The following is a 25,287-nucleotide window of genomic DNA, read 5'->3' on the forward strand; positions in this document are numbered from 1 at the left end:
TATTAGCGCCCAGGCCGCCACCCCAAGGAAGCCGCCAGCCGGCGCAGCACCCGCGAGCGGGGCAGATCGCGCGCCAGCGGCGGCAGCGACAGTGCCAGCAGCAGCGCCGCCAGCGGCAGCGTGCAGATGAAGCCCACGTACTTGAAACCCAGCGCGCCGACGATCCCGCCGAGCACGAACATGCCCACCAGGCCGCTGGTCATGCGGATGCGCCGCGGATCGTGGCGCACCGGCGCCGCCGTGGCGTGGTCGGCGCGGTTCCAGTAGAAGAGCTTGCCGAGCTCCATGCCCAGGTCGGTGATGTTGCCGGTCATGTGGGTGGTGCGGATGCTGCCGCCCGAGGTCTTCGACGCCACCGCGTTCTGCAAGCCCATGATGAACGACAGCAGCAGCACCGTGAGCGGCACCGCGAAGGGCGTGTTCCAGGTCAGCGTGATGGCGCCCATCAGCCCGAAGGGAAGCATCAGCATCGCCTCCAGCAGCAGCGGCAGCGCATAGACGCCATGCAGCCGGTTCTGGCGGCCCCAGTTCACCAGCATCGCGCAAACCGCCGCGCCGCTCAGGAAGGCCAGCACCGCACCCAGCGCGTTGAGCAGCAGCTTCGCGTTGCCCAGCACCAGCCCATCCGCAAGCTGGGAGGCGAAGCCGGTCATGTGCGAGGTGTACATGTGCAGCACCAGGAAGCCGCCCGCGTTGACGGCGCCCGCATTGAAGGCCAGCAGCAGCCCCAGGGCCCTGTTGGTCGAGGGCGCGCGATGGCGGTTGGTGAGGAAGCGCAGACGTCGCATGGCTGTCTCGATGGTTCGACGGCGCTATCTTGGCATGGCGCGGCCGGTGTCGGCCCGGAAGGCAAACCGCCGTCAGCCCGGCATCTGCGCCCCGGCCTCCCGGCGGTTGACGTCATAGAACAGCCCCCGCAGCCAGCGGTTCGCAGGATCGTTCTGCATGCGCCGGTGCCAGTACTGCTGCAGTTGCAGCTGCGGCGGGCGGAACGGCAGCGCGATCTCCTTGATCGCGACATGCCGGCCGACCACGGTGGCGATGTCCTGCGGCACCGTGGCGATCAGGTCGCTGCCGGGCAGCAGCACCACCAGGCTCATGAAATGCGACAGCTCCAGCGTGACATGGCGCTGCCAGCCCTTGTCGTCGAGGAAGCGGTCCAGCAGATGTTCCCGGCCATCGGGCCGCACGACGATGTGGCGCGCCGACAGGTATTGCTTCAGCGTCATGCGCGACCCCGCCGCCGTGTTGCGGGCACAGGCGATGCAGGTGTAGGTGCTCATGAAGAGCGCCTGCTGGAAGTAGCCGGCCCGCTGCAGGTCCGGAAAGAAGCCGACGGCGAGCTCGGCCTCGCCCTTCTCCAGCGCGTCCGCCGCCGCCGCCCGCGGCCTCGACACCGCATGCAGCCGCACATGCGGCGCCTCTTCGCGCAGCCGCCTGAGCACGCCCGGCAGGAAGGCGACCTCGCCGATGTCGGGCGTGAGGATCGTGAAGCTGCGCTCCGCGCGCGCCGGATCGAAGGCTGATTGCTGGAGGATCTCGGACTGGATCGTCTGCACCACCCGATGCACCACCGGCGCCAGCTCGAGCGCGCGCGGCGTCGGTTCCATCTGCGAAGCGGTGCGCACGAACAGCTGGTCGTCGAACACCGCGCGCAGCCGCGCCAACGCCCCGCTGGTGGCCGACTGGCTCAGCGCCAGGGCCTCCGCCGCCTTGTTGACGCTGCGCAGGCGCGCCATCGTGTCGAACAGGACCAGCAGGTTGAGATCGACCGAACGAATATCCATGAAACCGATTTTATCTATCGGCCAAATCGTCTGTACATGGACTGGTCGACTTCCTACGATCGCGGCCGGAGACACACATTGAGCATGCTGAAACACCCATCCGGCTGCGCCTGCGGCATCGACACGCACGCGCACGTGGTGCCGGAGAACTTCCCGGCCTGCCTCGGCAGCCGCCTGCCGGCCGACTGGCCGTCGATGGCCGCGGCCCAGCCCTGCCACCGCAGCGTCATGATCTCGGGCAAGGTGTATCGCACCGTGTCCGACAAATGCTGGGACACGGGCAAGCGGCTGCAGGACCTGCCGGGCATGGGGCTGGCGCTGCAGGTGGTCTCGCCGATGCCGGAGCTGCTCTCGTACTGGATGGAGGCCGAGCCCGCGCAGCAGCTGCTGCGCTTCCTGAACGAGCAGATCGCCGCCATGGTGGCCGAAAGCGGCGGCGCACTCGCAGGCCTGGGCGCGGTGCCGCTGCAGGACTTGGACCTTGCGATCCGGGAACTGGAGCATGTGGTCCAGGTGCTCGGCTTCCCCGGCGTCGAGATCGGCAGCAACATCAATGGCGTCGCAATCGGTGCACCGGCCTTCGACCCCTTCTTCGAGGCCTGCGAACGGCTCGGCGCCGCGGTGTTCGTGCATGCGATCCGGCCCGCGGGCATGGACCGGCTGGTGGGGCCGCCGGCGCTGCAGCAGGTGCTGGCCTACCCCGGCGACGTCGGCCTGGCCGCCGCTTCGGCCATCACCAGCAACCTGCTCGTACGGCGGCCGAAGCTGCGGATCGCCTTCAGCCACGGCGGCGGCACGCTGGCCTCGCTGCTGCCGCGCCTGCAGCAGGGCGCGGGCGTGTTCCCTGCCCTGCAGGACACCCTGCTGCAATCGCCGGTGGAACAGGCGCGCCGCTTCTTCTACGACACGCTGGTGTTCGACACCCCGACCCTGCGCCACCTGGTCGGCAGCTTCGGCGGCAGCCAGCTGATGCTGGGCACCGACTACCCCTTCAACTTCCACGACCGCACGCCGGTGGAGCGGGTCGAGGCCGCAGGCTTCGATGCCGATACCGCGGCCGCGCTGGTCCACCGCAACGCCGAGCGCTTCCTCGGCCTTTCGAAAGGCATCGCATGAGTTCACCCTGGATCGAGGGGCTGCGCAGCGTCGCGCTCGACCTGCCCGACCTGGCGCAGGCCGAAAGCTTCTACACCGAGACCTGGCGGCTGGAGGTCGCTGCACGCGGCAACGGCGCGCTCTATCTGCGGGGCAGCGGCAGCGATGCATTTCTGCTCGCGCTGCACCACGGCGGCGGCGTGCCGCGGATCCGCCATGTCACGCTGCGCGCGCGCAGCGCCGAGGCGCTGGCCGTCGTGGCCGCGCAGGTCGAGCCGAGCGGCGGCCGGATCCTCAGCCCGGTCCAGCCGCTGGATGAAGAAGCGGGCGGCACCGGCTTCAGCTTCCGCGACCCGCACGGCCGCATCTTCCAGGTGGTGCATGGCGATGCCCGCCGCGAGCCGTCGGCGTCGACGCGCGACCGGCCGCTGCGGCTGACCCACGTCGTGCTCAACAGCCACGCCGTCGACGAGACGCAGGCCTTCCTGGCGAAGGTGCTCGGCTTCACCTTGGCCGATCGCACCGTGGCGATTGCCTTCATGAACTGCAACAGCGACCACCACACGCTGGCCGTCGGCGTCTCGGACAACGACGCGCTCAACCACATCGCCTTCCTGATGCCCGACGGCGATGCCGTGATGCGCGGCGGCGGCCGGATGAAGGATGCAGGCTTCCCGATCCAGTGGGGGCCGGGGCGCCATGGTCCCGGCAACAACCTCTTCAACTACTTCATCGATCCCTTCGGCGTCGTCATCGAATACACGGCCGAGGTCGAGCAGGTCGACGAGCGCTACCAGCCTCGCGGGCCGGAAGACTGGAAGTGGCCGCCCGGCCGCGTCGACCAGTGGGGCATCTCGCCACCGCCCGGCCCCACCCTGAAGGAGGCGCAGCGGCGCGTCCTGTTCGTTCCCTCCTGATTCCCCTGAAAGAGAAAGCCATGAACTTCACCACCTACCTGCGCGACGGCGCGCCTCGCCTGGCCGTGGTCGACAACGACCAGCTGATCGACCTGAACGATGCCCAGCCGCAGGTGCCCGACGATCTTCGCCGCGCGCTCCAGTCCGGCGTCGACCTGAACGAGGCGGCACGGCAGGCGCTGGCCCATGGCGCCCGCCAGCCGCTGGCCGCCGCGACCCTCGCACCGTTGGTGCCCGAGCCGGGCAAGATCGTCTGCCTCGGCCTCAACTACTACGACCATGCCAAGGAAGGCGGGCGCGAGAAGCCGGACTACCCCTGGTTCTTCTTCCGCGGCGCCTCCTCGCTGATCGCCCACGGCGAGGCCGGCGTCGTGCCCTCGGTGTCCTCGAAGTTCGACTACGAGGCCGAGCTGGCGGTGGTGATCGGCCGCCGCGTGCCGCGCCACACCAAGGAGGCCGACGCGCTGCAATACGTCTTCGGCTACAGCTGCTTCAATGACATGAGCGTGCGCGACTACCAGAAGCGCACGCCGCAATGGACCATCGGCAAGAACTTCGACGGCACCGGCGGCTTCGGACCGCTGCTGGTGAGCGCCGACGCGCTGCCGCCCGGCGCGGTCGGCCTCAAGATCCAGGGCCGCCTCAACGGCGAGGTGATGCAGGACGCGAACACCAGCGACATGATCTTCAGCGTCGCCGAGACGATTGCCCTGCTGGCCGAGGTGCTGACCCTGGAGCCCGGCGACGTGATCGTCATGGGCACGCCGGCCGGCGTCGGCCAGGCGCGCACGCCGCCGGTGTGGATGAAGGCCGGCGATCGCTACGAGGTCGAGATCGAACGCGTCGGCACCTTGTCCAATCCGATCGTGAACGAAGCGAGATGAACGAGCCCGTCTACGACGTCGCGATCGTCGGCTACGGTCCGGCGGGCCAGGTCGCAGCCGGGCTGCTGGGGCAGAAGGGCCTGCGGGTCCATGTCTGCGAGCGGCTGCAGGACGTCTACCAGATCCCGCGCGCGATCGCCCTCGACCACGAAATCATGCGGGTGTTCCAGCAGCTCGGCGTGGCCGAAGCGGTGGAGCCCCACTGCGAGCCCTTCACCAACTCCGAATACTTCGGCGTCGATGGCCAGCTGATCCGCCGCATGACCATGGTCGAGCCGCCCTACCCGCAGGGCTACACGCCCTCGATGGTCTTCACGCAGCCGGCGGTGGAGCGCGTGCTGCGCGCACGGGTCGCCGAGCTGCCCAACGTGACGGTCGAGCTCGGCGCGACGCTGCAAGGCATCGACCAGTACGCGAACGGCGTGTCGCTCGCCATCGACGCAGCGAACGGCGAGCGCAAGACGGTGCGCGCCAGGTACGCGATCGCCTGCGACGGCGGCTCGAGCACCGTGCGCACGCAACTCGACATGCCGCTGGAGGACCTCGACTTCGACGAGCCCTGGCTGGTGGTGGACGTGCTGGTCAACGACCAGGGCCTCGCCAAGCTGCCGCCGGTGAGCGTGCAGTACTGCGAGCCGGAGCGTCCGTGCACCCTGGTGATCGGTCCGAAGAACCATCGCCGCTGGGAGATCTCGCTGAAGCCGGGCGAAGATCCCGGCGCGGTCGCGACCGACGCCGAGACCTGGAAGCTGCTCGCGCGCTGGCTCACGCCCGCGGACGGCGTGCTGTGGCGCCAGGCCAGCTATCGCTTCCACGCGCTGGTGGCCGCCCAGTGGCGCAAGGGCCGCGTGTTCCTGGCCGGCGATGCCGCGCACATGCAGCCGCCCTTCCTCGGCCAGGGCATGTGCCAGGGCATCCGCGACGCGGCGAACCTGAGCTGGAAGCTCGCGGCCGTGCTGCAGGGCGAGGTCGGCGGCCCGGCCGCCGAGGCCCTGCTCGACAGCTACGGCACCGAGCGCAAGGCGCATGTGCGCGAGCTCACGAGCCGCATCAAGGGTGTCGGCGCGGTGATCTGCGAACGCGACCCGGCCAAGGCCCGGGCGCGCGATGCGCAGCTGCTGGCGGATTGCGCCGGGGTGGTCAGGGACACGCCGCGCCAGGACATCCTGCCCCGGCTCGAACACGGCCTGCTCTCCGGGCGCGAGAGCGCGGCACGCGGCGGCCTGTTTCCTCAGCCCTGGCTGCAGGAGGGCGAGAAGAGAAGCCGCATGGACGAGGTCGCGGGCCACGGCTGGCGGCTGGTACTCATCGATGGAGCGGCAGCGGGCGCTGAAGCCGGCCTCTGGAGCGGGCTCACGCGGGTCTCGCTGGAGGCCCTGGCGGAAACGGAAGGCGTCGCCGCCGACTGGTTCCGCCGCCATGCCTGCGTGGCGGCGCTGGTGCGGCCGGACAACTACGTCTATGGCGTCGCGGCCACGGCGCAAGAAACCACGGCGCTGCTCGAAGAGGCGGCCATCGCCCTCGGCGTCACGGCGGCCTGCGAGGCCTGAACCCAACAATCAACAGGAGACATCGACAATGAATCGCAGGACCTTCACCCTGACCGGCGGCGCCGCGCTGCTCGCCACCTGGCTGCCGACCGCCTGGGCCCAAGGATGGCCCGACAAGCCCATCAAGCTGATCCTGTCGCAGCCCGCCGGATCGGGCCCGGACTCGATGGCACGCATGATCGGCGACCAGCTCTCGCGCCGGCTCAACCAGCCGATCGTGGTGGAGAACCGTCCAGGCGGTCAGAACGCGATCGGCGCCCAGGCGGCGGCCCGTTCGGCCGCCGACGGCTACACCTTCTATTTCGCGACCGCCGCGGCGCTGGTCATGAACTCCTACCTGTTCAAGAACCTGCCCTACGACCCCCGGAAGGACTTCGTCCCGGTCGGCATGGTCGGCACGGTGCCTTTCACCATCTCGGTCAATGCGGGGTCGAAGTTCCAGTCGCTGGGCGACCTGGTCGCGTACGCCAAGGCCAATCCCGGCAAGCTGGCCATCGCCAACGAAGGGCCGAAGACCTTCAGCGGCATGATCACCCGGCTGCTGGCCGCCCAACTGGGCATCGAGGTGAACTCGGTGCCCTATGCCTCCGTCAGTGCCGGCGTGACCGACACGGTCGGCGGCCAGATCGAAGTGCTGGTGAGCGACGTCCCCTCGGTCTCGCAGATGGTCACGGCCGGCAAGCTCCGCCCGCTGGCCGTCACCACCGCCAAGCGCATCGCCGGCTGGGACCACGTGCCGCCCGTGGCCGACACCTTGCCCGGGTTCAACTATGCCGGCTGGATCGGAATCGTCGCCCCTGCCGGCACGCCGCCGGCCGTCGTCCAGCGGTTGAACCGTGAGCTCGACGTCGTGCTGAGCGACAAGGACATGGCGGCGCGCCTGCTGGCCATCGGCCCGATGACCGACGGCGCCGGCACGGTGGCGCAGATGGGCGGCATGCTGGACGCGGAGCATTCACGCTGGGCCAAGCTCACGAAGGACTTGAGCATCGCGCCGGAGTGATGCCAGGCGACGCTAGCCGTCGACCCGCCGCCATGGCGTTGCGCGCCGCTCGGCCCAGGCCAGTGCGCCATAGAGCACGATGCCGAGCAGCGCCAGCATGAACACCGCCGCGAACACCCGCGCCGTGTCGAAGGTTCCCTGCGCGCTCAGGATCACGTAGCCGAGGCCGCGCTGCGAGGCGACGAACTCGCCCACGATGGCGCCCACCAGCGACAGCGAGATCGCCACCTTCATGCCGGTCAGGATCGAGGGCAGCGCGCAGGGCAGCCGGACCTTGAAGAAGAAGTCGAGCGTCGAGCCCTTCAGCACGGTGCCGAGGTCGAGCACATCCTGCGGCACCGAGCGCAGCCCGTGCACCGCGTCGACGATCACCGCGAAGACCGCGATCAGGAAGGCGATCGCGATCTTGGGTTCGGAGCCGGTACCGAGCCAGATCACGAACAGCGGCGCGATCGCGACCTTGGGCACGCTGTTCAGCGCCACGATCAGCGGATAGACCGTGTGCTCGAACCAGCGCGACCCCACCAGCAGCATCGCCAGCGCGACGCCGACCACCACCGACAGCGCGAAGCCGCCCAGGGTGGTGAGCAGGGTGTAGAGCGTGTGGTCGAGATACCAGTGCCATTCGCCGGCGAGCTCGCCCAGGATGGCGGTCGGTGGCGGCAGCGTCACCGGCCGCACGTGCAGCGCCCGCACCAGCACTTCCCAGACCACGAGAAAGGCGACGATCGACATCGCGCCGAGCAGCCATTGCCTGGCCTTGGCGATCCATGGGTTCATCAGGCGGCCTCCTCGATGGCCTGGACGGGCTCTTCGTTGATGAGCCCCATCTCGTGGAACAGGTCGCGGATGCGCCCGGTGTAGGCGCCGAACTGCGCCGTCTCGCGCACCGCCAGCCGGCGCGGACGCGGCAGGTCGACCTCGATGATGTCGGCGATGCGCCCGGGCCGCGGCGAGAAGACCACCACCCTGTCGGCCAGAAATACCGCTTCCGAGATCCCGTGCGTCACGAACATCACGGTGTTGCGGGTCTCGAGCCAGATCCGCTGCAGCTCGACGTTCATCTGGTCGCGCGTCAGGGCGTCGAGGGCACCGAAGGGCTCGTCCATCAGCAACAGGCCCGGCTGGTCGATCAGCGCACGGCAGATCGCCGCTCGCTGCCGCATGCCGCCCGAGAGTTCGCGCGGATAGCGGTCGCCGAAGTCGGACAGGCCGGTGAGCTTCAGCAGCTGCGCCATCGCGGCGCGGTAGGCCTGGGTCGGCTTGCCGGCGAACTCGATCGGCAGCAGGATGTTGCGCTCGATGGTGCGCCATTCGAGCAGCGCGTCGCGCTGGAACACCATGCCCAGGTGATCGGGCGGCCCGGCCACCACTCGGCCGTCGACGCTGAGCGTCCCCTCGGTCACCGGCTCGAGCCCGGCGACGCAGCGCAGGAAGGTGCTCTTGCCACAGCCGCTGGGGCCCAGGATGCTCACGAACTCGCCCGGCCGGATGTCGAGCGAGATGCCGTCCAGCGCAGTCAGCGCCCGCTCGCCGGGATAGACCTTGCGCACCCGGTCGGCATGGATGGCCGCCGCGTTCATGGCGCGCCAGCCGTCTTCAGCACCACCGGCCGCACCAGCCCCGGCGCGAAGAAGTCGTTGCCGTCCTTGATCGACTTGATCAGTCCGGCATCGGTCAGCGTCTTGACGGCGGTGGTCCAGTCGGCGGCCACCGGCACGCCGGTCGGCTGTCCGGCGGCGGCGGGCGACTGGAAGAAGGGCCGCAGGGCATCGATCTGCGCCCGCACCACCTTCTTGTCGAGCTTGGCCTGGGGCCGCTGCGCCACGATGGCATCGACCGCCTCGTCTTCGTGCCCGTTCAGCACGTAGGTCCAGGAGGCCGCCACCACGCTCGCGAACTTGCCGATGGCGGGGCCGCGCGACGCGAGCTTCCCTTCGGTCGCGAACAGCCCGAAGCTCGGCATGTTGAGGTTGTAGTCGGCGAAGCGGATGGCGTCCGACGGCCGGGTCAGCGACACCACGGGTAGGAAGAACGGGATGGTCGAGAAGGCGGCGTCGGTGCGGCCGGCGGCATAGGTGGCCGCCTTGCCCGCGGCATCGACACCGACCAGCTCGAGGTCGCTGCGCTTCAGGCCGCCGGCGGCCAGGAAGGCATCGATGAATGGCGCTTCGAGCGAGCCCGCGGTGTAGGCGACCTTCTTGCCCTTGAGGTCCTTCGGCCCGTGGATGCCGCCGTCCTTGGGCACCAGCAGGCCGACGTCGCTGAGCCGCGCGAAGACCGCGACCGCCTTCACCGGCACGCCCTTGTCGCGCGCGATCATCATCGACGCCAGCGCCGCATGGCCGACATCGAATTGGTCGCCGCCGCCGACCAGCTGCACCGTGGTGACGGAGCCGTTGCCGTCCTCCAGGCTGACGTCGAGCCCGGCGGCGTTGAACCAGCCCTTCTGCTGCGCCAGGTGCAGCGCGGCGTGCACGCCCCAGGGCGTCCAGTCGAGGCGGACCTTGAGCTTCTCGAGCGCCTGGGCATGGGCGCCCGTCATGGCACCGAGGCCGATGCAGCACGCGAGCGCTGCGCGAAGAGTTCCAGCAAGCAAGCCATTCATCATCGTTTCTCCAGGAGCAAAGGGACCAATCGACAGACAAAGCTGCGCCATCGGCGCGAGTCCTGCGAGACGCGCCGCGGTGCGGGGAATGGGGAACGGAAGTGGCGGCTATCCGACCTGGTCGCCGCGGCCGAACCAGCGGCGGATGCGCGACCACAGCACGCCGACGCCCATGCTGAAGGCGTTGAGGCGCGCCGGCGGCAGGGGCGCGCCGGCCGAGCGCGCGGGGTCCATGCGCAGGGCCACGTTCTTGCCGAACTCCTGGATCAGGCGGCCGACGAAGTCCTTGACCAGGCCGGAGCGCGAGAACTGCGCCAGCGGGCCCTGCAGCGAATAGAGCAGGTCGACATCGACCCGGGTCAAGGCCGGCGAGACTTCCGTCAGCCGGTAGGCCACGTCGCCGTTGGCGCGCGACTGGCTCAGCGAATCCTGGCCGGCGCCCTTCAGCACCGCGCTGCGGGTGCTGTCGTCGCGGTCGAGCCGGGCGGCGCCGTTGAAGCTGGCCGACATCGGACCGAACTTGATCGCCACCCGTCCCTTGACCCGATCGCCGTTGTGCTCGGTCAGTTCGGCACCCGGCAGGCAGGCGGCCACCGCAGGCAGGTCGGCCATGAAGCGCCAGACATCGGCGGCCGGGAACGGCACCGTGAACTGGCCCTGGATGCGGGTGCCGTTGGCCGGCGCGGCGGCGTCCGCCGCAGGCGCCTCGCCGCGCGGCACGGCGGCCACCGCCGCCACGCCGGTGTCGGCCGCCTCGAAGGCCGTGAAGCCCGGCGTCGCTGCAGGCGCCGATGCGCTGCAGGCGTGGCCCGGCATCGCAGCGCGCAGGGCGTCGATCTCGGGGTGGGCGCCGCCGCGGCATTGGGCCAGCACGTCGCGGATCGCCCCCACGATGCCGACATAGCCGGTGCAGCGGCACAGGTTGCCGGAGAGTTCGAGCCGGACCCGGGCCTCGTCGGCGTCCGGGAAGCGCAGCACGATGTCGCGCGACGTGGCCAGCATGCCGGGCGTGCAGAAGCCGCATTGCAGCGCATGGTGGCGCGAGAACGCGGGACGCAGCAGCGCCATCAGCGGGTCGTGGTCGTAGCCTTCGACGGTCGTCACCTTCCGGCCGTCGCAGGCCACCGCGAAGGCGATGCACGAGCGCACCGGCCGGTCGTCGACCAGCACCGTGCAGGCGCCGCAGACGCCATGCTCGCAGCCGAGGTGGGTGCCGGTCTGGCGGCCTTCCTCGCGCACGAAATCGGCCAGGTGCATGCGCGCGGGCACGTCACGGCGGAGCTCGCGCCCGTTGAGTTCGAGGGCGATGGTGGTCATGTGGAAAGCTCCGGAACGAAGATCTGGTGCAGGCAGCGCTCGACCGCCGCGACCATCAGTTTGCGATCGACCGCGTCCTTGGCCGGCAGCGCCGCGGCGACCGCCGATCGAAGCGTGTCGCGCGACGGCATCGCAGCGTCGCGTGCCACCTGCGCTGCGAGTGCCGGCAAGGCCTGCGGTGCGCCATCGAGCGCCCCGAGCACGATGCGCGCGAGCTTGCGCGACGGATCGAACACCGCCGCGCAGCTGGCTTCGGCGAACTCGCCGGTCTTGCGGCAGAACTTGAAATACCCCCAGCGGGCCGCGAGGCCGAGCCTGGGAACGAGCACCGCCGCCAGCAGTTCGCCGTCGGCCAGGTCGGTGGTGTAGGCGCCCTGCATGAAGCGCTCCATCGGCACCCGGCGCATGCCGGTGGCGGAGGCGATCTCGATCTGTGCGCCCAGGGCGGCCATGGTCAGCACCCAGTCGGCCGCCGGGTCGGCATGCGCCAGGCTGCCCCCGAGCGTGCCGCGGTTGCGGATCGCCCGGTAGGCGATGCCGCCCGCCACCGACTGCAGCAGGCCGTCGCGCAGCAAGGCGTGGACGCCGTCCTCGATCTCGGCATGCGTGACGGCGGAACCGATGCGCAGCTGGTCGCCCTCGGCCGTGACCTGCCGCAGCTCGGCCAGCGCCGAGACGTCGATCACCTGCTTCGGCCGCGTCAGGCGCAGGTTCAGCATCGGGCCGAGCGATTGGCCGCCGCCCATCACCTTGGCGCCGCCGCCGCCATCGGCCAGCGCGCGCAAGGCGTCCTTCAGGGTGGCGGGGCGTTGGTAGTCGAAGCTCGCGGCTTTCATCGGGGGCTCCTCATGCGGCTTTCCGGTTGTCGACCACCTGCGCCGCCTCGATGGCCTCGAGCAGGCGGCGCGGAGTCAGGGGCGTGCGCGAGACTTCGGCGCCCAGCGGCCGCAGCGCGTCGTTGACCGCGTTGAAGATCGCGGCCGGCGGCGCGATCGCCCCGCCCTCGCCCATGCCCTTGGCGCCGAACTCGGTGTGCGGAGACGGGGTCTCGAAATGGTGGATGCGCATGGCCGGCACCTCGGTCGCGCCCGGCAGCATGTAGTCGGCCAGGGTGGAGGCGAGCGGCTGGCCGTTGCGGTCGTACGGCGTCTCCTCGTAGAGCGCGGTGCCGATGCCCTGCGCCACGCCGCCGTAGGTCTGGCCCTCGACCACCATCGGGTTGATCATGGTGCCGCAGTCCTCGACGATCACGTAGTCGAGGATGTCCACATGGCCGGTCTCCGGGTCGACCGCCACCGTGACCGCATGGGTCGCATAGGTGAAGGCGCCGGTGTCGACCTTGGGCTTGAAGCCGGTCGTGACTTCGAGCCCGGCCGCATCGACGTCGGCCGGCAGGCGGTCGGGCCGCAGATACCAGGCCTGCGCCACTTCGGCCACCGGCACGCTGCGGTCGCCCACGACGATCCGTCCGCCGGCGAGCACGGCGGCGTCGGGTGTGGCGCCCAGCAGGTGGGCGCCGATGTGGAGGATGCGCGGCGCCAGCGCCTTGCAGGCCCGCGCCACCGCACCGCCGGACATCACCAGCGAGCGCGACGCATAGGTGCCGGTGGAGAACGGCGTCTGCCCGGTGTCGCCGTGCACCAGCTTGATCAGGCCGATGTCGACGCCGAGGATCTCGTGCGCGATCTGCGCGAAGGTGGTCTCCATGCCCTGGCCATGCGAATGCACGCCGACGCGGATCTCGAGCCCGCCGTCGGGCGTCATCCGGACGGCCGCGGAATCGAAGCCCGGAATCACCGGCGTGCCCCAGGACGCGAACACCGACGTGCCGTGCGCCGACTGCTCGGTGTAGGTGGCGAAGCCGACACCGAGCAGCCGGCCGTCGGCCCGTGTCTCGCCCTGGCGGCGGCGCACCGCTTCGACACCGATCATGTCGCGTGCCTTGACCAGGCTGGCCGGATAGTCGCCGCTGTCGAAATGCTTGTTGGCGACGTTGACATAGGGCATGGCCGAAGCCGGGACCAGGTTCTCGAGCCGGACCTCCCAGGGCTCGCGGCCCACCGCGCGCGCGATGGCGTCGAGCGTGAGTTCCATCGCGAAGCAGACGCCGGTGCGCGCCACGCCGCGGTAGGGCACGAAGCCGGGCTTGTTGGTGGCCACGCATTCGGTCACGCAGCGGTAGCCGCGGAAGGCGTAGGGGCCGGGCAGGTTGCCGACGGCCTGGCCGGGTTCCAGCCCGATCGTGAACGGCCAGACCGAATAGGCGCCGCCGTCGATCGTGATCCGGGCGTCGAGCGCCAGCAGCCGGCCGCGGGCGTCCGCGTAGGCGGTCATCTGGTAGCTGTGCTCGCGCGTGTTGGCGCCAGCGATCAGGTGCTCGCGCCGGTCCTCGATGTAGCGGAAGGGCTTGCGATGGGTCTTGGCCAGCCATGCCACGCAGAGCTCTTCCTGCTGCAGCACGCACTTGTAGCCGAAGGCGCCGCCGACGTCGGGCGAGATCACGCGCACCCGGCCCTGGTCGAGCCCGAGACACTGGGCCAGCACGGTGCGGATCATGTGCGGCACCTGGGTCGCACTGACCACCACCAGCTGGTCGGCCTGGTGGTCCCAGTAGGCGAGCACGGCCTTGCCTTCCATCGGCACCATGCACTGGCGCGCCAGCGAGACCTCGCGCCGCACCACCAGCGAGGCCTGGGCGGCATGGGCCTCGAAGTCCTTGTCGGCGTGCAGCGTGACGAAGGTGTTGTCGCGCCATTGCGCGTGGATGCGCTCGCCGGTGGCGGCGCGCGAGGTGTCGGCATCGGCGTACACCGGCAGCTCGTCGTATTCGAGCTCGACCTGCTCCGCCAGGTCTTCGGCCTCGGCGCGGGTGCGGGCGAAGACCATGGCCACCGGCTCGCCGACGAAGCGGACCTTGCCCGCCGCCAGCGGCGGCTGGGCCGAGGACTGGTAGGTCGGCAGCGTGGAGTCGGCCACGATGTCGAGCGCATCGGCCATGTCCTCGCGCAGCACGACGCACTCGCTGCCCGTTGCGGGCCGTCGGGCCGAGACGATCCGGGCGTGCGCCAGCGGGCTGCGCAGGAAGGCGACCTCGCAGAGCTCGGGCAGGCTCATGTCGGCCACGAAATTGCCCTTGCCGTGCAAGTGGCGCGCGTCTTCCTTGCGCAGCACGCGGGCGCCGACGCCCTGGGCCGTGCCGTTTTCTGATTCGGAGCTTTTCATAGGGATCCCACTTTTGTCCGGCCGGTTCATTTCGGTTCGCCGCCGCCGAACATTTTCGACGGATCCTCGCGCTCCGGCGCCACTGCGTCGTCGCCTGCGGAGGGCTGGACCTGGATCTCGATCTTGTCGACGTCGACCACTTTCTCCTTGTCGAGGAAGGCCGTCACGGTCTCCGGCACGAAGATCACGATCGCGACCAGCAGCAGCTGCATCGCCACCCACGGGATGGCCCCGAGGTAGATGTCCCGCGATTCGATCTTGCGCGGCAGCGTGCCGTTCTTGCTCAGTGTGTCGGAGATGCCGCGCAGGTAGAACAGAGCGAACCCGAACGGCGGATGCATGAAGCTGGTCTGCATGTTGACACACAGCAGCACCCCGAACCACACCAGGTCGATGCCCATCTTGGCCGCCACCGGGGCCAGCAGCGGCAGGATGATGAAGGCGATCTCGAAGAAGTCGAGGAAGAAGGCCAGGAAGAAGATGAAGATGTTGACGGCGATGAGAAAGCCGAGCTGCCCTCCCGGAAGACCGGCCAGCATGTGCTCGATCCACACGCCGCCATTGACGCCCTGGAACACCAGCGAAAAGGCACGCGATCCGATCAGGATGAACACGACCATCGCGGTCATCCGCATGGTCGATGCGGTCGCGTTGCTCAACAGTTGGAGGTTCAACCTGCCGTGCAGCGCGGCCAGCAGCAGGGCGCCGAGCGCGCCCATCGCGCCGGCCTCGGTCGGCGTCGCGATGGCGTGGTCGATGCCCGGCAGGCCTCCCATCGAGCCGAGCACCGCGAAGATCAGAACGGCAGACGGCAAGATGCCGCGCAGGCACTTGCGCCAGAGGCTCCAGCCCCGCAGGGTGCGGGCTTCCTTGGGTACGCCGGGCACGTGGTCGGGGCGGAGGCGCCCGAGGATGAAGGTATAGAGCGCGAACAGCAGCACCTGCAGGATCGCCGGGCCCCAGGCGCCCTTGTACATGTCGCCGACCGAGCGGCCGAGCTGGTCGGCCAGCACCACCAGCACCAGCGACGGCGGCACCAGCTGCGTGATGGTGCCCGAGGCGGCCAGCACGCCGGTGGCATAGCGCATGTTGTAGCCGTAGCGCATCATGACCGGCAGCGAGATCATCGCCATCGCGATCACCTGGCCCGCCACGGTGCCGGTGATGGCACCCAGGATGAAGCCGACGATGATCACCGAATAGCCGAGACCGCCGCGCACCGGGCCGAACAACTGGCCCATCGAATCCAGCATGTCCTCGGCCAGGCCGCAGCGCTCGAGGATGCAGCCCATCAACGTGAAGAACGGAATCGCCAGCAGCAGGTCGTTCGACAGGATGCCGAACACGTTCAACGGCAAGGCCGCCAGAAAGCCGGCCGGGAACCAGCCCATCACCACGGCAATGCCGCCGCACACCACGCCCAGGGCGGCCAGCGAGAAGGCCACCGGGAAGCCGAGCAGCAGGACCCCCACGAGCCCCGCGAACATCAGCGGCGGAAACAGCTCGAGGCTCATTGCACGGGCCTCTCGTAGTGCAGGTCCATGTCATAGCGGTTCTGCAGCCACAGCGCGCGCTTGCAGATCTCGGCCAGGCCCTGCAGCACCAGCAGCCCGAAGCCCAGCGGCAGCGTCAGCATCGCGGGCCAGCGGACCAGTCCGCCGGCGTTCGAGGAACTCTCGCCGGAGACCAGCATCTCGACCAGCAGCGGCCACGAGAGATAGACCAGCAGACCCATGATCGGCAGCAGGAAGAAGACCAGCCCGAGGATGTCGAGCCAGACCTGCCGCCGGGCCGGCCATCGGCCATAGAACACGTCCACCCGGACGTGCTCGTTCAGGCGCAGCACCTGGGCCGCGCCCAGCATCACGCCGCAGGCGAACAGATACCACTGGATCTCCAGCCAGGCATTGGAGCTGTAGCCGACGAGGTAGCGGATGATCGCGTTGCCGCCGCTGATCACGCAGGCGGCCAGCAGCGCCCATTTGGCGATGCCGCCGAAGAAGTCGCTGAGTCGATCGATGGCACGCACCCAGGCGTACGGTGTGCCGGCGCCCGGCATCGCTTTGTTCATCATGGTTCCTGGTTCTTGTCAGTCGGTGCGGCCCGGTCGGCCGCACTCGCCGTGGGTCATTGCGCGCCCTTGACCACCGCGGAGAAGGTGTAGTTGTCGAGTTCCGCCTCGGCGACCCGGAACCAGCTGGCCTGGTCGCGGCGCGACTTGGTCCACTGCGGAAGCACCGCCTTGAAGTCGGGGTTTTTCTCGGACAGCTCGGCCAGCAGCTCTGCGGACGCCTTGAACGCCGCCTCCATCACCGGCTTCGGGAAATAGGCCAGCTTCGCGCCCTGGCCGATCAGCTTCTTCAGCGCCTCGGGGTTGCGGGCGTCGTAGTCGGCCAGCATCTTGGTGGTCTGCTCGTTGGCGGCGCATTCGAAGGCCGCCTTGTAGGCCGGCGGCAGGGCGGCCCATGCCTTGTCGTTGACCATCGCAGTGATCGACGCACTGCCTTCCCACCATCCGGGTGCGTAGTAGTACTGCGCCACCTTGTGCAGGCCGAGCTTGGCATCGTCGTACGGGCCGATCCACTCGGCCGCGTCGATGGTGCCCTTCTCGAGCGCCGGATAGATGTCGGAGGCCGCGATCTGCTGCGGCACCGCACCCATCTTCGACATCACCATGCCGCCGATGCCGCCGATGCGGATCTTCAGGCCGTCCAGGTCGGCCACGGTCTTGATCTGCTTGCGGTACCAGCCGCCCATCTGCACCCCGACGTTGCCGCAGACGAAGTTGACCACGTTGTACTTCTTGTAGAGCGCACGCATGGCCTCCATGCCGCCGCCGTACAGCATCCAGGCGTTGTGCTGGCGCGCATTGAGCCCGAACGGCAGGCCGGTGTCGAAGGCGAACGCGGTGTTCTTGCCGATGAAGGCGGATGCGAGCACGTGGTTGCATTCGATCGTGCCGTTGCTGACCGCTTCCATGTTCTGCGCCGGCGGCACGATCTCGCCGCCGGCGAAGGCGTGGATCTCGAACTTGCCGTCGGTCAGCTCGGCGATCCGCTTGCACATCTGCTCGGCCGAGCCGTACATGGTGTCCAGGCTCTTGGGCCAACTGGTGGACATGCGCCACTTGACGGTCGGGGCGGTCTGGGCGAAGGCGGGGACCGCCAGCGTGGCGAGGCCCGCCAGGGCTCCGGTCTTCTCGAAAAAGCGACGTCTTTGCATGAATGACTCCTGGGGTGTGGGGCTAATAATCATCAGTATGCTGACTTGATTATTTCGTGTCAACGACATTTTCTTCGTGTTTTCCCGTGCACCAGGATCTGGTCTTCCAGTGCCAATATCGGTGCATCTTCAGAGGCAACCGCACTGAATAAGTGCAAACCCTGGTCACCCGACACGAAACTCAAAACCGCTTGCGTCCTTCTGAATTTCTTCAGTACACTGACAATATCAACTCAGTGTACGTTTCAAAGGACGCCCACCATGGCCTGGACCCGAATCGCTGCCGCGAACCAGTTGCAAGACGACGAAGTCATGCCGATCGCGCTTGGAGAGACCCAGCTCGCGCTGTTCCGCAGTGCCGGCGAATTCCACGTGACGGACAACGTCTGCACCCACCAGTACGCGCTGCTGTCCGATGGCTACGTCGAAGACGGCTGCGTCGAATGCCCGCTGCACCAGGCGCGCTTCGACCTGCGCACAGGCGTTGCCCTGTGCGCGCCCGCGACCCGGGCAATCAGGATCTATCCGGTGCGGGTCGAGGGCGGCGATGTCCTGGTCGATGCCTGAGCGCGCCGCCATGACCGCAGCCGCGCCCTTCCTGATCGTCGGCGCGGGCCAGGCCGGCGCGACCGCCGCCGCCGCCCTGCGCAGCATGGGCCACGGCGGGCGCATCGTGCTCGCCGGCGACGAGGCCTCGCTGCCCTACGAGCGGCCGCCGCTCACCAAGGCGGTCCTGGCCGATGCCGGGATGGACGGGCGCATCGACATCCACCCCGCGGGCTTCCATGATGCGCAGGCGATCGAGCTTCGGCTCGGCGCCGGCGTCGTGGCGATCGATGCCGCCCGCCGACTGGCGCGTTTCGGCGACGGCAGCGAACTGGCCTTCGGCCGCTGCCTGATCGCGACCGGCGGGCGGGCCCGCACCCTGCCCTCGCTGCCGCCCGGCACGCCGCATGTGCACTATGTGCGCACGCTGGCCGACGCGCAGGCGCTGCGCGCCGCGATGGCCGGCCTGCACTCGCTGTGCGTGCTCGGCGGCGGCTTCCTCGGACTCGAAGTGGCGGCCACGGCGCGCGCGGCAGGGCTCGCGGTAAGCGTCGTCGAGGCCGCGCCACGGCTGTTGCCGCGCGCGGTGCCGCCCGAGTTCTCGGCCTGGCTCGCCGGGCGTGCGGCGGCCACGGGCGTCGAGCTCCGGCTCGGCCGTAGCTGCACCTCGATCGAATCGAAGGCCGACGGCGTCGCACTGGCGTTCGACGACGGCAGCACCCTTCATGCCCCGCTGCTGGTGGTGGCGATCGGCCAGACGCCCGAGGTCGCGCTGGCCCGCGACTGCGGCCTGGCCCTGCATCCGCACAACGGCGGCATCCGCATCGATGCGCAGTGCCGCACCAGTGCGCCGGGCATCTACGCCGCCGGCGACTGCGCCAGCCAGGTCCAGCCGCTGGCCGGCGAGGAACTGCGGCTCGAATCCTGGCAGAGCGCCAACGAGCAGGCGCGCATCGCCGCCGCCGCGATGCTCGGCGTGCCGACCGAGGCGGCCGCCACGCCCTGGTTCTGGAGCGACCAGTTCGGCTGCAACATCCAGATGCTCGGGCTGCCCTCCGCGGCCACCACCTACCACCTGCGCGGCGAAGCCGCGATCGACGGCACGCCGAAATTCATGCTGCTCGGCCTCGATGCCGACCATCGCCTCGGGTACGCGATCGCGGTCAACGCCGGCGGCGACCTGCGCCCCCTGCGCGCGCTGGTCGGGCAGCGCATCCCCTGGGACCCCGCGCAACTGCGCGACGTCTCGATCCCCCCGCGGCAACTGGTGCGCGACGCACTGTCCGCCGCGGCCAGCCCTTCACTTTCCTGACTGGACCCCCGCCATGCACAGCACCCACGCGGTCATCAACCGCACCCCGAAGGCCAAGGACGCCGAACTCGCCGCCTGCAAATGGCCCGAGGACGCGGCGCATTTCATCCCCGACTGGGTCTACACCAGCGAAGCCGTGTACGACCAGGAGATGGACAAGATCTTCCGCGGCCGCTCCTGGAACTTCGTCGCCCTCGAGGCCGAGGTGCCGAACACCGGCGATTTCAAGCGCTCCTACGTGGGCGCCACGCCGGTCGTGGTGTCGCGCGCCGCCGACGGTTCGATCAACGTGTTCGAGAACCGCTGCGCCCACCGCGGCGCCGAGTTCTGCCGCCACAGCCAGGGCAATGCGACCGAGTTCGTGTGCCCTTACCACCAGTGGTCCTACGACCTCAAGGGCAACCTGCAGGGTGTGCCCTTCAAGCGCGGCGTGAACCGCGAAGGCGGCATGCCGAAGGACTTCCGCAACGAGGACCACGGGCTGCGCAAGCTGCATGTCGCGACCCGCAACGGTGTCGTCTTCGCCTCGTATGCGGCGGACATGGAATCGCTCGAGGACTACATGACGCCGGAGATCCTGAAGGACTTCGACGTGGTCTTCAACGGCAAGCGCCTGAAGGTGCACGGCTACTACAAGAACGAGCTGCCCTGCAACTGGAAGATGTACCACGAGAACCTCAAGGACCCCTACCACGCGACCTTGCTGCATTCCTTCCTGGTCGTCTTCGGCCTGCTGGTGGCCGGCAACGACGCCGCGATGATCGCCGACCCGGTGCACGGCCGCCACGGCACCATGGCCTCGGCCAAGAAGGAAGACAAGTACGCCGCGGTCAGCGACGAGAACAAGAAGGAGATGCGCTCCTACCACGAGGGCATGCGCCTGCAGGACGAGCGCTTCCTCGACTTCGTCAAGGAGTTCGACTCGCCCTGGTCGGTGACCATGCAGACCATCTGGCCCAACCTGATCGTGCAGCGCGAGATGAACACGCTGGGCGTGCGCCAGATCGTGCCCAACGGCCCCAACAGCATGCTGATGCTGTGGACCATGTTCGGCTACGAGGACGACACCGAGGAGATGACCCAGCACCGCCTGCGCCAGGGCAACCTGATGGGCCCGGCCGGCTTCCTCGGCCTCGAGGACAACGAGGCGATGAAGTTCGTGCAGGAAGGCGTGCGCCGCTCCAGCACCGACACCAACGTGCTCAAGCTCGATGCCGGCAACGTCGGCACCTCGAGCTCGCTCATCTCCGAAGCCGCGATCCGCGCCATGTACGGCTACTACCGCGAAGTGATGGGGTTCTGAACGCCATGAAAGCCACCACGCAAAGCCTCTTTCGCCCACGCGACATCGCCCCCGCCCGCGCCACCGCGCTGCGCCACGAGATCGAAGACTTCAACGCCGACTACTGCGCCGTGCTCGACGCCGGCCAGGTCGAGGCCTGGCCCGGGTTCTTCGCCGCCGACGGCATCTACCGCGTGACCGCGCGCGAGAACGCCGAGCTCGGCATGCCGGTCGGCCTGGTGTATGCCCAGGGCCGCGGCATGATGCACGACCGCGCGGTGGCGATCGCCAAGACGCAGATGTTCGCGCCGCGCTACAACCTGCACCTGGTGACCAACACCCGCGTCAGCCGCGAATCGGCCGACGGCGAGGTCGAGGCGCAGGCCAACTTCCTGCTGCTGCAGACCCTGGTCGAGGGCCCGAGCACGTTGCACATGGCCGGCACCTACTACGACCGCTTCGTGCGCATCGAAGGCCGCCTGCTGCTCAAGGAGCGCCAGGCCATCTACGACACCACGATCATCGCCAACGACCTGGTCTACCCGCTGTGAACGGCCCGCCTCGCATGCCCTCAGATGGCGCGAAGCACCGTGCGGCTGTACTGGTTGTTGGCCTCGACCAGGATCTTCATGAGGTCCATCAGCATCGTGCGCTCGGCCGGACGCAAAGGCGCCAGCAGGCGCTCCTGCGCGCGGGCCATGTCGCCGCGCAGCGCGTCCACCACCGTCTGCCCTTCGGCGGTCAGGCGCACGTGGCGCGTGCGCTTGTCGGAGGGATTCGGCCGCCGCTCGACCAGGCCGCGGTCCTCGAGCCGCTTGACGACGTCGGCGGTGGTCGTGCGGTCGAGTCCGACCTCCTGGCCGAGCGAGGTCTGGTCGAGGTCGGGCAGCACCGAGACCGCCGTGAGGATCGCGTACTGCACCGGCGTCACGTTCTGCGACTTGCACTCCTCGAAGAACATCGCGACGTGGATCTGGTGCAGCCGGCGCACCAGGAAGCCCGGCCGCGCAAAGAGCAGTTCCTTGGCGGGATCGACCGTGGTCATGGGGGTTTCGAGGTCTTCGAGCGCGGGCTCCTGACCGGACTGACGCTTCTTCGACGACACCTGGGCTCCCCGTTTGTTAGCACACTGAGAATTGTATAGACGCCGTGCAATCGCCACCACGTCCGCAGACCCGAAGCTTGAGCGAGCGCAATGTCCGCCGTGCCCATCAGCGCGGCGCGATGGAGAACGACTGGCTGCAGGCGCGCTTCAGCTTCAGCTTCGGCGACTACCAGGATCCGAACCACACGCACTGGGGCTCGCTGCGAGCGCTCAACGAGGACCAGGTCGCCGCCGGCAGGGGCTTCGCATGGCACGGGCATCGCGACATCGAGTCGCTGACCTATCCGATCGAAGGCCGCATCCATCACACCGACAGCCTGGGCAACGACTATGTCTTCGGCCCGGGCGAGCTGCACCGCATGACGGCCGGCAGCGGCATCGAACACGCCGAGATGAACGCCTCGGCCGTCGCGCCCGAGCGGCATCTGCAGATCTGGCTCTACCCGCAGACCCGCGGGCTCGCGCCCGGCTGCGAGTTGGTGCGCATCGACGCCGCGGGCGCGCGCGACGGCTGGCGGCTGATCGCATCGCCCGACGGTCGCGACGGCTCGGCGACCGTGCGGCAGCGGGCGTTCCTGTTCGTCGGCCGGCCGGCGCGCGGCAGCGCACTCGGCTTCAGCCTCGAAGCGCACCGGCTCGGCTACCTGCACGTGGTGGCCGGCGCGATCGCGGTCGCGCCGGGCCTGCAACTGCGCAGCGGCGACGGCCTGCGCTTCACCCACCACGAAACGCTGGCGCTGGTCGCCGAGGCGGAGGGCAGCGAGCTGCTGCTCTTCGACCTCTAGCCCGGCCCTCCCTTCCACACCCCCACCAGGAGAACCCCAGGATGACCCGAATTCGCAAGATCGCGCTCGAAGAGCATTTCATGGCGCCCGGCTTCGAGCGCTACTCGAAGTCCTTCCTGCAGCACATCGACCGGGCGGTCTACGCCGAGCTCGCACGCCGGCTGGCCGACTTCGACGAGATCCGCCTCGGCGAGATGGACCGGGCCGGCATCGCGGTGACCGTGCTGTCGCAGACCGGCCCCGGCGTGCAGGGCGAGGCCAGCACCTCGCTCGCCATCGGCAGCGCGCAGGAGAACAACGACTTCCTCGCGCAGCAGGTGGCGCGCCATCCGACCCGCTATGCGGGCTTCGCCGCGCTCCCCATGCAGGATCCGAAGGCCGCCGCCGCGGAGCTGACGCGGGCGGTGCAGCAGCTCGGGTTCAAGGGCGCGCTCGTCAACGGCCACACCCAGGGCCGCTACTACGACGACCGCGCCTACGACGAACTGTGGGACCGCCTGCAAGCCCTCGACGTGCCGCTGTACCTGCACCCGATCGACTTCCCGTCGGTGCCGGTCTCGTTCGAAGGCCATGCCGAGCTGAACGGCGCCACCTGGGGCTGGGGCGTCGAGACCGCGACCCATGCGCTGCGCCTGCTTTTCGGCGGCGTCTTCGACCGCTTCCCGCGGCTCAAGCTGATCCTCGGCCACATGGGCGAGGGCCTGCCCTTCCAGCGCTGGCGCTTCGACAGCCGCTTCGCCGCCTATCCGCACGGCCTCACGCTGCAGCGCGCGCCGTCCGAGTACATCGGCCGCAACATCGTGATCACCACCTCCGGCGTCTGCTCGCCCGCCGCACTGGCGGGCGCCATCGCCGAGATGGGCGCCGAGGCCGTGATGTTCTCGGTCGACTATCCCTACGAGTCGACCGCGGTCGCCGCCGACTTCATCGAGGCGGCGCCGCTGGACGAGCGCACGCGCGCGCTGGTCTGCCACGGCAATGCCGAACGCCTGCTCAAGCTCGACCTGGCCTGAGCGTTTTTCCCTTCAATCAACGGAGAACCCCATGACCCGCACCTACCGCATCGGCCAGATCGTGCCGAGCTCGAACACCACGATGGAGACCGAGATCCCGGCCATGCTCTTGGCCCGCCAGGCGGTCCGCCCCGAGCGCTTCACCTTCCACTCGAGCCGCATGCGCATGAAGACGGTCAAGAAGGAAGAGCTCGCCGCCATGGACGCCGAATCCGACCGCTGCGCGCTGGAGCTCAGCGATGCGCGCGTCGATGTCCTGGGCTATGCCTGCCTGGTCGCGATCATGTCGATGGGCCACGGCTACCACCGCAGCTCGCAGGCGCGCCTGCATGCCCGCACCGCCGACAACGGCGGCGCCGCGCCGGTGGTCACCAGCGCCGGCGCGCTGGTCGACGCGCTCAAGGTGATGGGCGCCCGGCGGATCGCGCTGGTGGCACCCTACATGAAGCCGCTGACCGAACTGGTGGTCGACTACATCCGCCACGAGGACATCGAAGTCAGCGACTGGCGCGCGCTCGAGATCCCCGACAACCTCGAGGTCGGCCGCCACGACCCGGCCCTGCTGCCCGCGATCGTCGCCGGCATGGACACCCGCGGCGTCGATGCGATCGTGCTGTCGGCCTGCGTGCAGATGCCCTCGCTGCCCTCGGTCGCCAAGGTCGAGGCGATGACCGGCAAGCCGGTGGTCACGGCGGCGATCGCCACCACCTACGCGATGCTGAAGGCGCTGGACCTCGAACCGGTGGTGCCGGGTGCCGGTGCGCTGCTCTCGGGCGCCTACTGAGCCGGAGCACGCCCATGCGCAGCACCTTTCTTCACGGCGCGAACCTGCGCGCCAACGGCATCCGCCAGCACTACCTCCGCTACGGCGGCCAGGGCCGCCCCGTGGTCATCGTGCCGGGCATCACCAGCCCGGCCATCACCTGGGGCTTCGTGGCCGAGCAGTTCGGACGCCACTTCGACACCTATGTGCTCGACGTCCGTGGCCGCGGCCTCTCGGAGTCGTCCGCCGCGCTCGACTACGGCCTGGACGCCTGCGCCCGCGACGTCGGCGCCTTCGCCGAGGCGCTCGGCCTGCGCGACTATGCGCTGGTCGGGCATTCGATGGGCGCGCGCATCGGCATCCGGACCGCGCGCCTGTGCCCTGCGGGGCTCGAGCGGCTGGTGCTGATCGACCCGCCGGTGTCCGGTCCCGGCCGCCGCGCCTACCCGGCCAACCTGCCCTGGTACATCGACTCGATCCGCCTGATGCGCGACGGCGCCGGCTTCGAGGCGCTGCGCGCCTTCTCGCCGACCTGGACCGAGGCCCAGCTGCGGCTGCGCGCCGAATGGCTCCACACCTGCGACGAGCGCGCGATCGTCGCCGCCTACGAGGGCTTCCACCAGGACGACATCCACGCCGACCTGCCGCACATCGAAGTGCCGGCCCTGCTGATGGTCGCCGGCCGCGGCGACGTGATCCGGCCCGAGGACCAGGATGAGCTCCGGCGCCTGATGCCGGCGCTGCGGGTGGCCCAGGTGCCTGGCGCCGGCCACATGGTCCCATGGGACGACGAGCCCGGCTTCTACCGCGCCTTCGGCGACTTCCTCGGCCAGCCGATGGCAGCGGCTTCGGACTGACCCCCAACCCGGAAAGGAG

At 69.3% G+C, this 25,287-nt stretch carries 25 protein-coding genes; 13 read left to right on the forward strand and 12 right to left on the reverse strand.

The genetic code is table 11. The features are described from left to right. Positions 1-2: 2 nt before the first annotated feature. Positions 3-788: a YoaK family protein gene (locus QTI68_RS02640; protein WP_286519493.1), complete on the reverse strand. Its 786-nt coding sequence runs from the start codon at positions 786-788 to the stop codon at positions 3-5. A 72-nt stretch (positions 789-860) separates the two neighbouring features. Beyond that, positions 861-1,787 carry a LysR family transcriptional regulator gene (locus QTI68_RS02645; RefSeq protein ID WP_286519494.1) on the reverse strand — a complete coding sequence of 309 codons (927 nt, stop codon included), beginning with the start codon at positions 1,785-1,787 and terminating at the stop codon, positions 861-863. Positions 1,788-1,871: 84 nt separating this feature from the next. Here QTI68_RS02645 and QTI68_RS02650 point away from each other — a divergent pair, with 84 nt between their 5' ends. From QTI68_RS02650 to QTI68_RS02670, 5 genes are read left to right on the forward strand one after another with little or no spacing between them, the layout of a single operon-like run. Further along, positions 1,872-2,903, forward strand: a complete 1,032-nt coding sequence (locus QTI68_RS02650; protein ID WP_286519495.1) for an amidohydrolase family protein — start codon at positions 1,872-1,874, stop codon at positions 2,901-2,903. Further along, complete coding sequence (locus QTI68_RS02655) at positions 2,900-3,799, forward strand: VOC family protein (RefSeq protein ID WP_286519496.1); 900 nt, start codon at positions 2,900-2,902, stop codon at positions 3,797-3,799. The genes QTI68_RS02650 and QTI68_RS02655 overlap by 4 nt, the downstream gene beginning before the upstream one ends. Before the next feature lie 20 nt (positions 3,800-3,819). Continuing rightward, positions 3,820-4,683: a fumarylacetoacetate hydrolase family protein gene (locus QTI68_RS02660; protein ID WP_286519497.1), complete on the forward strand. Its 864-nt coding sequence runs from the start codon at positions 3,820-3,822 to the stop codon at positions 4,681-4,683. Further along, complete coding sequence (locus tag QTI68_RS02665) at positions 4,680-6,233, forward strand: bifunctional 3-(3-hydroxy-phenyl)propionate/3-hydroxycinnamic acid hydroxylase (protein WP_286519498.1); 1,554 nt, start codon at positions 4,680-4,682, stop codon at positions 6,231-6,233. Before QTI68_RS02660 ends, QTI68_RS02665 begins: the two co-directional genes overlap by 4 nt. A gap of 28 nt (positions 6,234-6,261) precedes the next feature. Then, positions 6,262-7,236: a Bug family tripartite tricarboxylate transporter substrate binding protein gene (locus tag QTI68_RS02670; protein ID WP_286519499.1), complete on the forward strand. Its 975-nt coding sequence runs from the start codon at positions 6,262-6,264 to the stop codon at positions 7,234-7,236. A 12-nt stretch (positions 7,237-7,248) separates the two neighbouring features. Here the strand turns inward: QTI68_RS02670 and QTI68_RS02675 are convergent, their stop codons facing one another. From QTI68_RS02675 to QTI68_RS02715, 9 genes are all read right to left on the reverse strand, one after another. Beyond that, positions 7,249-8,016 (reverse strand): ABC transporter permease, encoded by a 768-nt coding sequence (locus tag QTI68_RS02675; protein WP_286519500.1) that lies wholly within the window; start codon positions 8,014-8,016, stop codon positions 7,249-7,251. After that, positions 8,016-8,819, reverse strand: a complete 804-nt coding sequence (locus tag QTI68_RS02680; protein WP_286519501.1) for an ABC transporter ATP-binding protein — start codon at positions 8,817-8,819, stop codon at positions 8,016-8,018. The genes QTI68_RS02675 and QTI68_RS02680 overlap by 1 nt, the downstream gene beginning before the upstream one ends. After that, on the reverse strand, positions 8,816-9,781 hold the full coding sequence (locus QTI68_RS02685) for an ABC transporter substrate-binding protein (protein ID WP_286520202.1): 966 nt from the start codon (positions 9,779-9,781) through the stop codon (positions 8,816-8,818). Before QTI68_RS02685 ends, QTI68_RS02680 begins: the two co-directional genes overlap by 4 nt. 171 nt (positions 9,782-9,952) lie before the next feature. Beyond that, the gene (locus QTI68_RS02690) at positions 9,953-11,161 is read right to left on the reverse strand and encodes a xanthine dehydrogenase family Fe-S subunit (RefSeq protein ID WP_286519502.1); all 1,209 of its coding nucleotides are present in this window, start codon (positions 11,159-11,161) and stop codon (positions 9,953-9,955) included. Then, positions 11,158-11,997 carry an FAD binding domain-containing protein gene (locus QTI68_RS02695; protein WP_286519503.1) on the reverse strand — a complete coding sequence of 280 codons (840 nt, stop codon included), beginning with the start codon at positions 11,995-11,997 and terminating at the stop codon, positions 11,158-11,160. Before QTI68_RS02695 ends, QTI68_RS02690 begins: the two co-directional genes overlap by 4 nt. Before the next feature lie 10 nt (positions 11,998-12,007). Then, on the reverse strand, positions 12,008-14,383 hold the full coding sequence (locus tag QTI68_RS02700) for a xanthine dehydrogenase family protein molybdopterin-binding subunit (protein ID WP_286519504.1): 2,376 nt from the start codon (positions 14,381-14,383) through the stop codon (positions 12,008-12,010). Between the two features lie 26 nt (positions 14,384-14,409). Continuing rightward, positions 14,410-15,897: a TRAP transporter large permease gene (locus QTI68_RS02705; RefSeq protein ID WP_286519505.1), complete on the reverse strand. Its 1,488-nt coding sequence runs from the start codon at positions 15,895-15,897 to the stop codon at positions 14,410-14,412. Continuing rightward, positions 15,894-16,457, reverse strand: a complete 564-nt coding sequence (locus QTI68_RS02710) for a TRAP transporter small permease subunit (protein ID WP_286519506.1) — start codon at positions 16,455-16,457, stop codon at positions 15,894-15,896. Before QTI68_RS02710 ends, QTI68_RS02705 begins: the two co-directional genes overlap by 4 nt. 53 nt (positions 16,458-16,510) lie before the next feature. Next, the gene (locus QTI68_RS02715; protein WP_286519507.1) at positions 16,511-17,605 is read right to left on the reverse strand and encodes a TRAP transporter substrate-binding protein; all 1,095 of its coding nucleotides are present in this window, start codon (positions 17,603-17,605) and stop codon (positions 16,511-16,513) included. Positions 17,606-17,866: 261 nt separating this feature from the next. Between QTI68_RS02715 and QTI68_RS02720 the strand changes: the two genes are divergently transcribed. From QTI68_RS02720 to QTI68_RS02735, 4 genes are read left to right on the forward strand one after another with little or no spacing between them, the layout of a single operon-like run. Next, entirely contained in the window at positions 17,867-18,172 is a 306-nt protein-coding gene (locus tag QTI68_RS02720; protein WP_286519508.1) for a non-heme iron oxygenase ferredoxin subunit, read from the forward strand. Positions 18,173-18,182: 10 nt separating this feature from the next. Continuing rightward, entirely contained in the window at positions 18,183-19,463 is a 1,281-nt protein-coding gene (locus QTI68_RS02725; protein ID WP_286519509.1) for an NAD(P)/FAD-dependent oxidoreductase, read from the forward strand. A 13-nt stretch (positions 19,464-19,476) separates the two neighbouring features. Next, positions 19,477-20,766, forward strand: a complete 1,290-nt coding sequence (locus QTI68_RS02730; RefSeq protein WP_286519510.1) for an aromatic ring-hydroxylating dioxygenase subunit alpha — start codon at positions 19,477-19,479, stop codon at positions 20,764-20,766. Between the two features lie 5 nt (positions 20,767-20,771). After that, complete coding sequence (locus QTI68_RS02735) at positions 20,772-21,296, forward strand: aromatic-ring-hydroxylating dioxygenase subunit beta (protein ID WP_286519511.1); 525 nt, start codon at positions 20,772-20,774, stop codon at positions 21,294-21,296. A gap of 20 nt (positions 21,297-21,316) precedes the next feature. On the opposite strand, the gene QTI68_RS02740 is transcribed toward QTI68_RS02735, so the two are convergent. Beyond that, positions 21,317-21,790 (reverse strand): MarR family winged helix-turn-helix transcriptional regulator, encoded by a 474-nt coding sequence (locus QTI68_RS02740; RefSeq protein ID WP_286519512.1) that lies wholly within the window; start codon positions 21,788-21,790, stop codon positions 21,317-21,319. A 137-nt stretch (positions 21,791-21,927) separates the two neighbouring features. Here QTI68_RS02740 and QTI68_RS02745 point away from each other — a divergent pair, with 137 nt between their 5' ends. From QTI68_RS02745 to QTI68_RS02760, 4 genes are read left to right on the forward strand one after another with little or no spacing between them, the layout of a single operon-like run. Next, a complete protein-coding gene (locus QTI68_RS02745; protein WP_286519513.1) occupies positions 21,928-22,635 on the forward strand; it encodes a pirin family protein in 708 nt (235 codons plus the stop codon). 41 nt (positions 22,636-22,676) lie between these two features. After that, a complete protein-coding gene (locus QTI68_RS02750) occupies positions 22,677-23,648 on the forward strand; it encodes an amidohydrolase family protein (protein WP_286519514.1) in 972 nt (323 codons plus the stop codon). A gap of 31 nt (positions 23,649-23,679) precedes the next feature. Next, positions 23,680-24,432 carry a maleate cis-trans isomerase family protein gene (locus QTI68_RS02755; protein WP_286519515.1) on the forward strand — a complete coding sequence of 251 codons (753 nt, stop codon included), beginning with the start codon at positions 23,680-23,682 and terminating at the stop codon, positions 24,430-24,432. Positions 24,433-24,446: 14 nt separating this feature from the next. Continuing rightward, entirely contained in the window at positions 24,447-25,268 is an 822-nt protein-coding gene (locus QTI68_RS02760; RefSeq protein WP_286519516.1) for an alpha/beta fold hydrolase, read from the forward strand. Positions 25,269-25,287 lie beyond the last annotated feature (19 nt).

Origin of the sequence: Variovorax sp. J31P207 (genome assembly GCF_030316965.1) — a bacterium.
Taxonomy (GTDB): domain Bacteria; phylum Pseudomonadota; class Gammaproteobacteria; order Burkholderiales; family Burkholderiaceae_C; genus Variovorax; species Variovorax ginsengisoli_B.

Excerpts from the sequence above, each read along its gene's own strand:
- QTI68_RS02670 (WP_286519499.1), top strand. The coding sequence starts at position 6,262 with ATGAATCGCAGGACCTTCACCCTGACCGGCGGCGCCGCGCTGCTCGCC.
- QTI68_RS02645 (WP_286519494.1), bottom strand. The coding sequence starts at position 1,787 with ATGGATATTCGTTCGGTCGATCTCAACCTGCTGGTCCTGTTCGACACG.
- QTI68_RS02740 (WP_286519512.1), bottom strand. The coding sequence starts at position 21,790 with ATGACCACGGTCGATCCCGCCAAGGAACTGCTCTTTGCGCGGCCGGGC.
- QTI68_RS02755 (WP_286519515.1), top strand. The coding sequence starts at position 23,680 with ATGACCCGCACCTACCGCATCGGCCAGATCGTGCCGAGCTCGAACACC.
- QTI68_RS02690 (WP_286519502.1), bottom strand. The coding sequence starts at position 11,161 with ATGACCACCATCGCCCTCGAACTCAACGGGCGCGAGCTCCGCCGTGAC.
- QTI68_RS02710 (WP_286519506.1), bottom strand. The coding sequence starts at position 16,457 with ATGATGAACAAAGCGATGCCGGGCGCCGGCACACCGTACGCCTGGGTG.
- QTI68_RS02685 (WP_286520202.1), bottom strand. The coding sequence starts at position 9,781 with ATGACGGGCGCCCATGCCCAGGCGCTCGAGAAGCTCAAGGTCCGCCTC.
- QTI68_RS02650 (WP_286519495.1), top strand. The coding sequence starts at position 1,872 with ATGCTGAAACACCCATCCGGCTGCGCCTGCGGCATCGACACGCACGCG.
- QTI68_RS02735 (WP_286519511.1), top strand. The coding sequence starts at position 20,772 with ATGAAAGCCACCACGCAAAGCCTCTTTCGCCCACGCGACATCGCCCCC.
- QTI68_RS02695 (WP_286519503.1), bottom strand. The coding sequence starts at position 11,997 with ATGAAAGCCGCGAGCTTCGACTACCAACGCCCCGCCACCCTGAAGGAC.
- QTI68_RS02700 (WP_286519504.1), bottom strand. The coding sequence starts at position 14,383 with ATGAAAAGCTCCGAATCAGAAAACGGCACGGCCCAGGGCGTCGGCGCC.
- QTI68_RS02715 (WP_286519507.1), bottom strand. The coding sequence starts at position 17,605 with ATGCAAAGACGTCGCTTTTTCGAGAAGACCGGAGCCCTGGCGGGCCTC.
- QTI68_RS02705 (WP_286519505.1), bottom strand. The coding sequence starts at position 15,897 with ATGAGCCTCGAGCTGTTTCCGCCGCTGATGTTCGCGGGGCTCGTGGGG.
- QTI68_RS02680 (WP_286519501.1), bottom strand. The coding sequence starts at position 8,819 with ATGAACGCGGCGGCCATCCATGCCGACCGGGTGCGCAAGGTCTATCCC.
- QTI68_RS02760 (WP_286519516.1), top strand. The coding sequence starts at position 24,447 with ATGCGCAGCACCTTTCTTCACGGCGCGAACCTGCGCGCCAACGGCATC.
- QTI68_RS02660 (WP_286519497.1), top strand. The coding sequence starts at position 3,820 with ATGAACTTCACCACCTACCTGCGCGACGGCGCGCCTCGCCTGGCCGTG.
- QTI68_RS02665 (WP_286519498.1), top strand. The coding sequence starts at position 4,680 with ATGAACGAGCCCGTCTACGACGTCGCGATCGTCGGCTACGGTCCGGCG.
- QTI68_RS02675 (WP_286519500.1), bottom strand. The coding sequence starts at position 8,016 with ATGAACCCATGGATCGCCAAGGCCAGGCAATGGCTGCTCGGCGCGATG.
- QTI68_RS02640 (WP_286519493.1), bottom strand. The coding sequence starts at position 788 with ATGCGACGTCTGCGCTTCCTCACCAACCGCCATCGCGCGCCCTCGACC.
- QTI68_RS02655 (WP_286519496.1), top strand. The coding sequence starts at position 2,900 with ATGAGTTCACCCTGGATCGAGGGGCTGCGCAGCGTCGCGCTCGACCTG.
- QTI68_RS02720 (WP_286519508.1), top strand. The coding sequence starts at position 17,867 with ATGGCCTGGACCCGAATCGCTGCCGCGAACCAGTTGCAAGACGACGAA.
- QTI68_RS02725 (WP_286519509.1), top strand. The coding sequence starts at position 18,183 with ATGACCGCAGCCGCGCCCTTCCTGATCGTCGGCGCGGGCCAGGCCGGC.
- QTI68_RS02730 (WP_286519510.1), top strand. The coding sequence starts at position 19,477 with ATGCACAGCACCCACGCGGTCATCAACCGCACCCCGAAGGCCAAGGAC.
- QTI68_RS02750 (WP_286519514.1), top strand. The coding sequence starts at position 22,677 with ATGACCCGAATTCGCAAGATCGCGCTCGAAGAGCATTTCATGGCGCCC.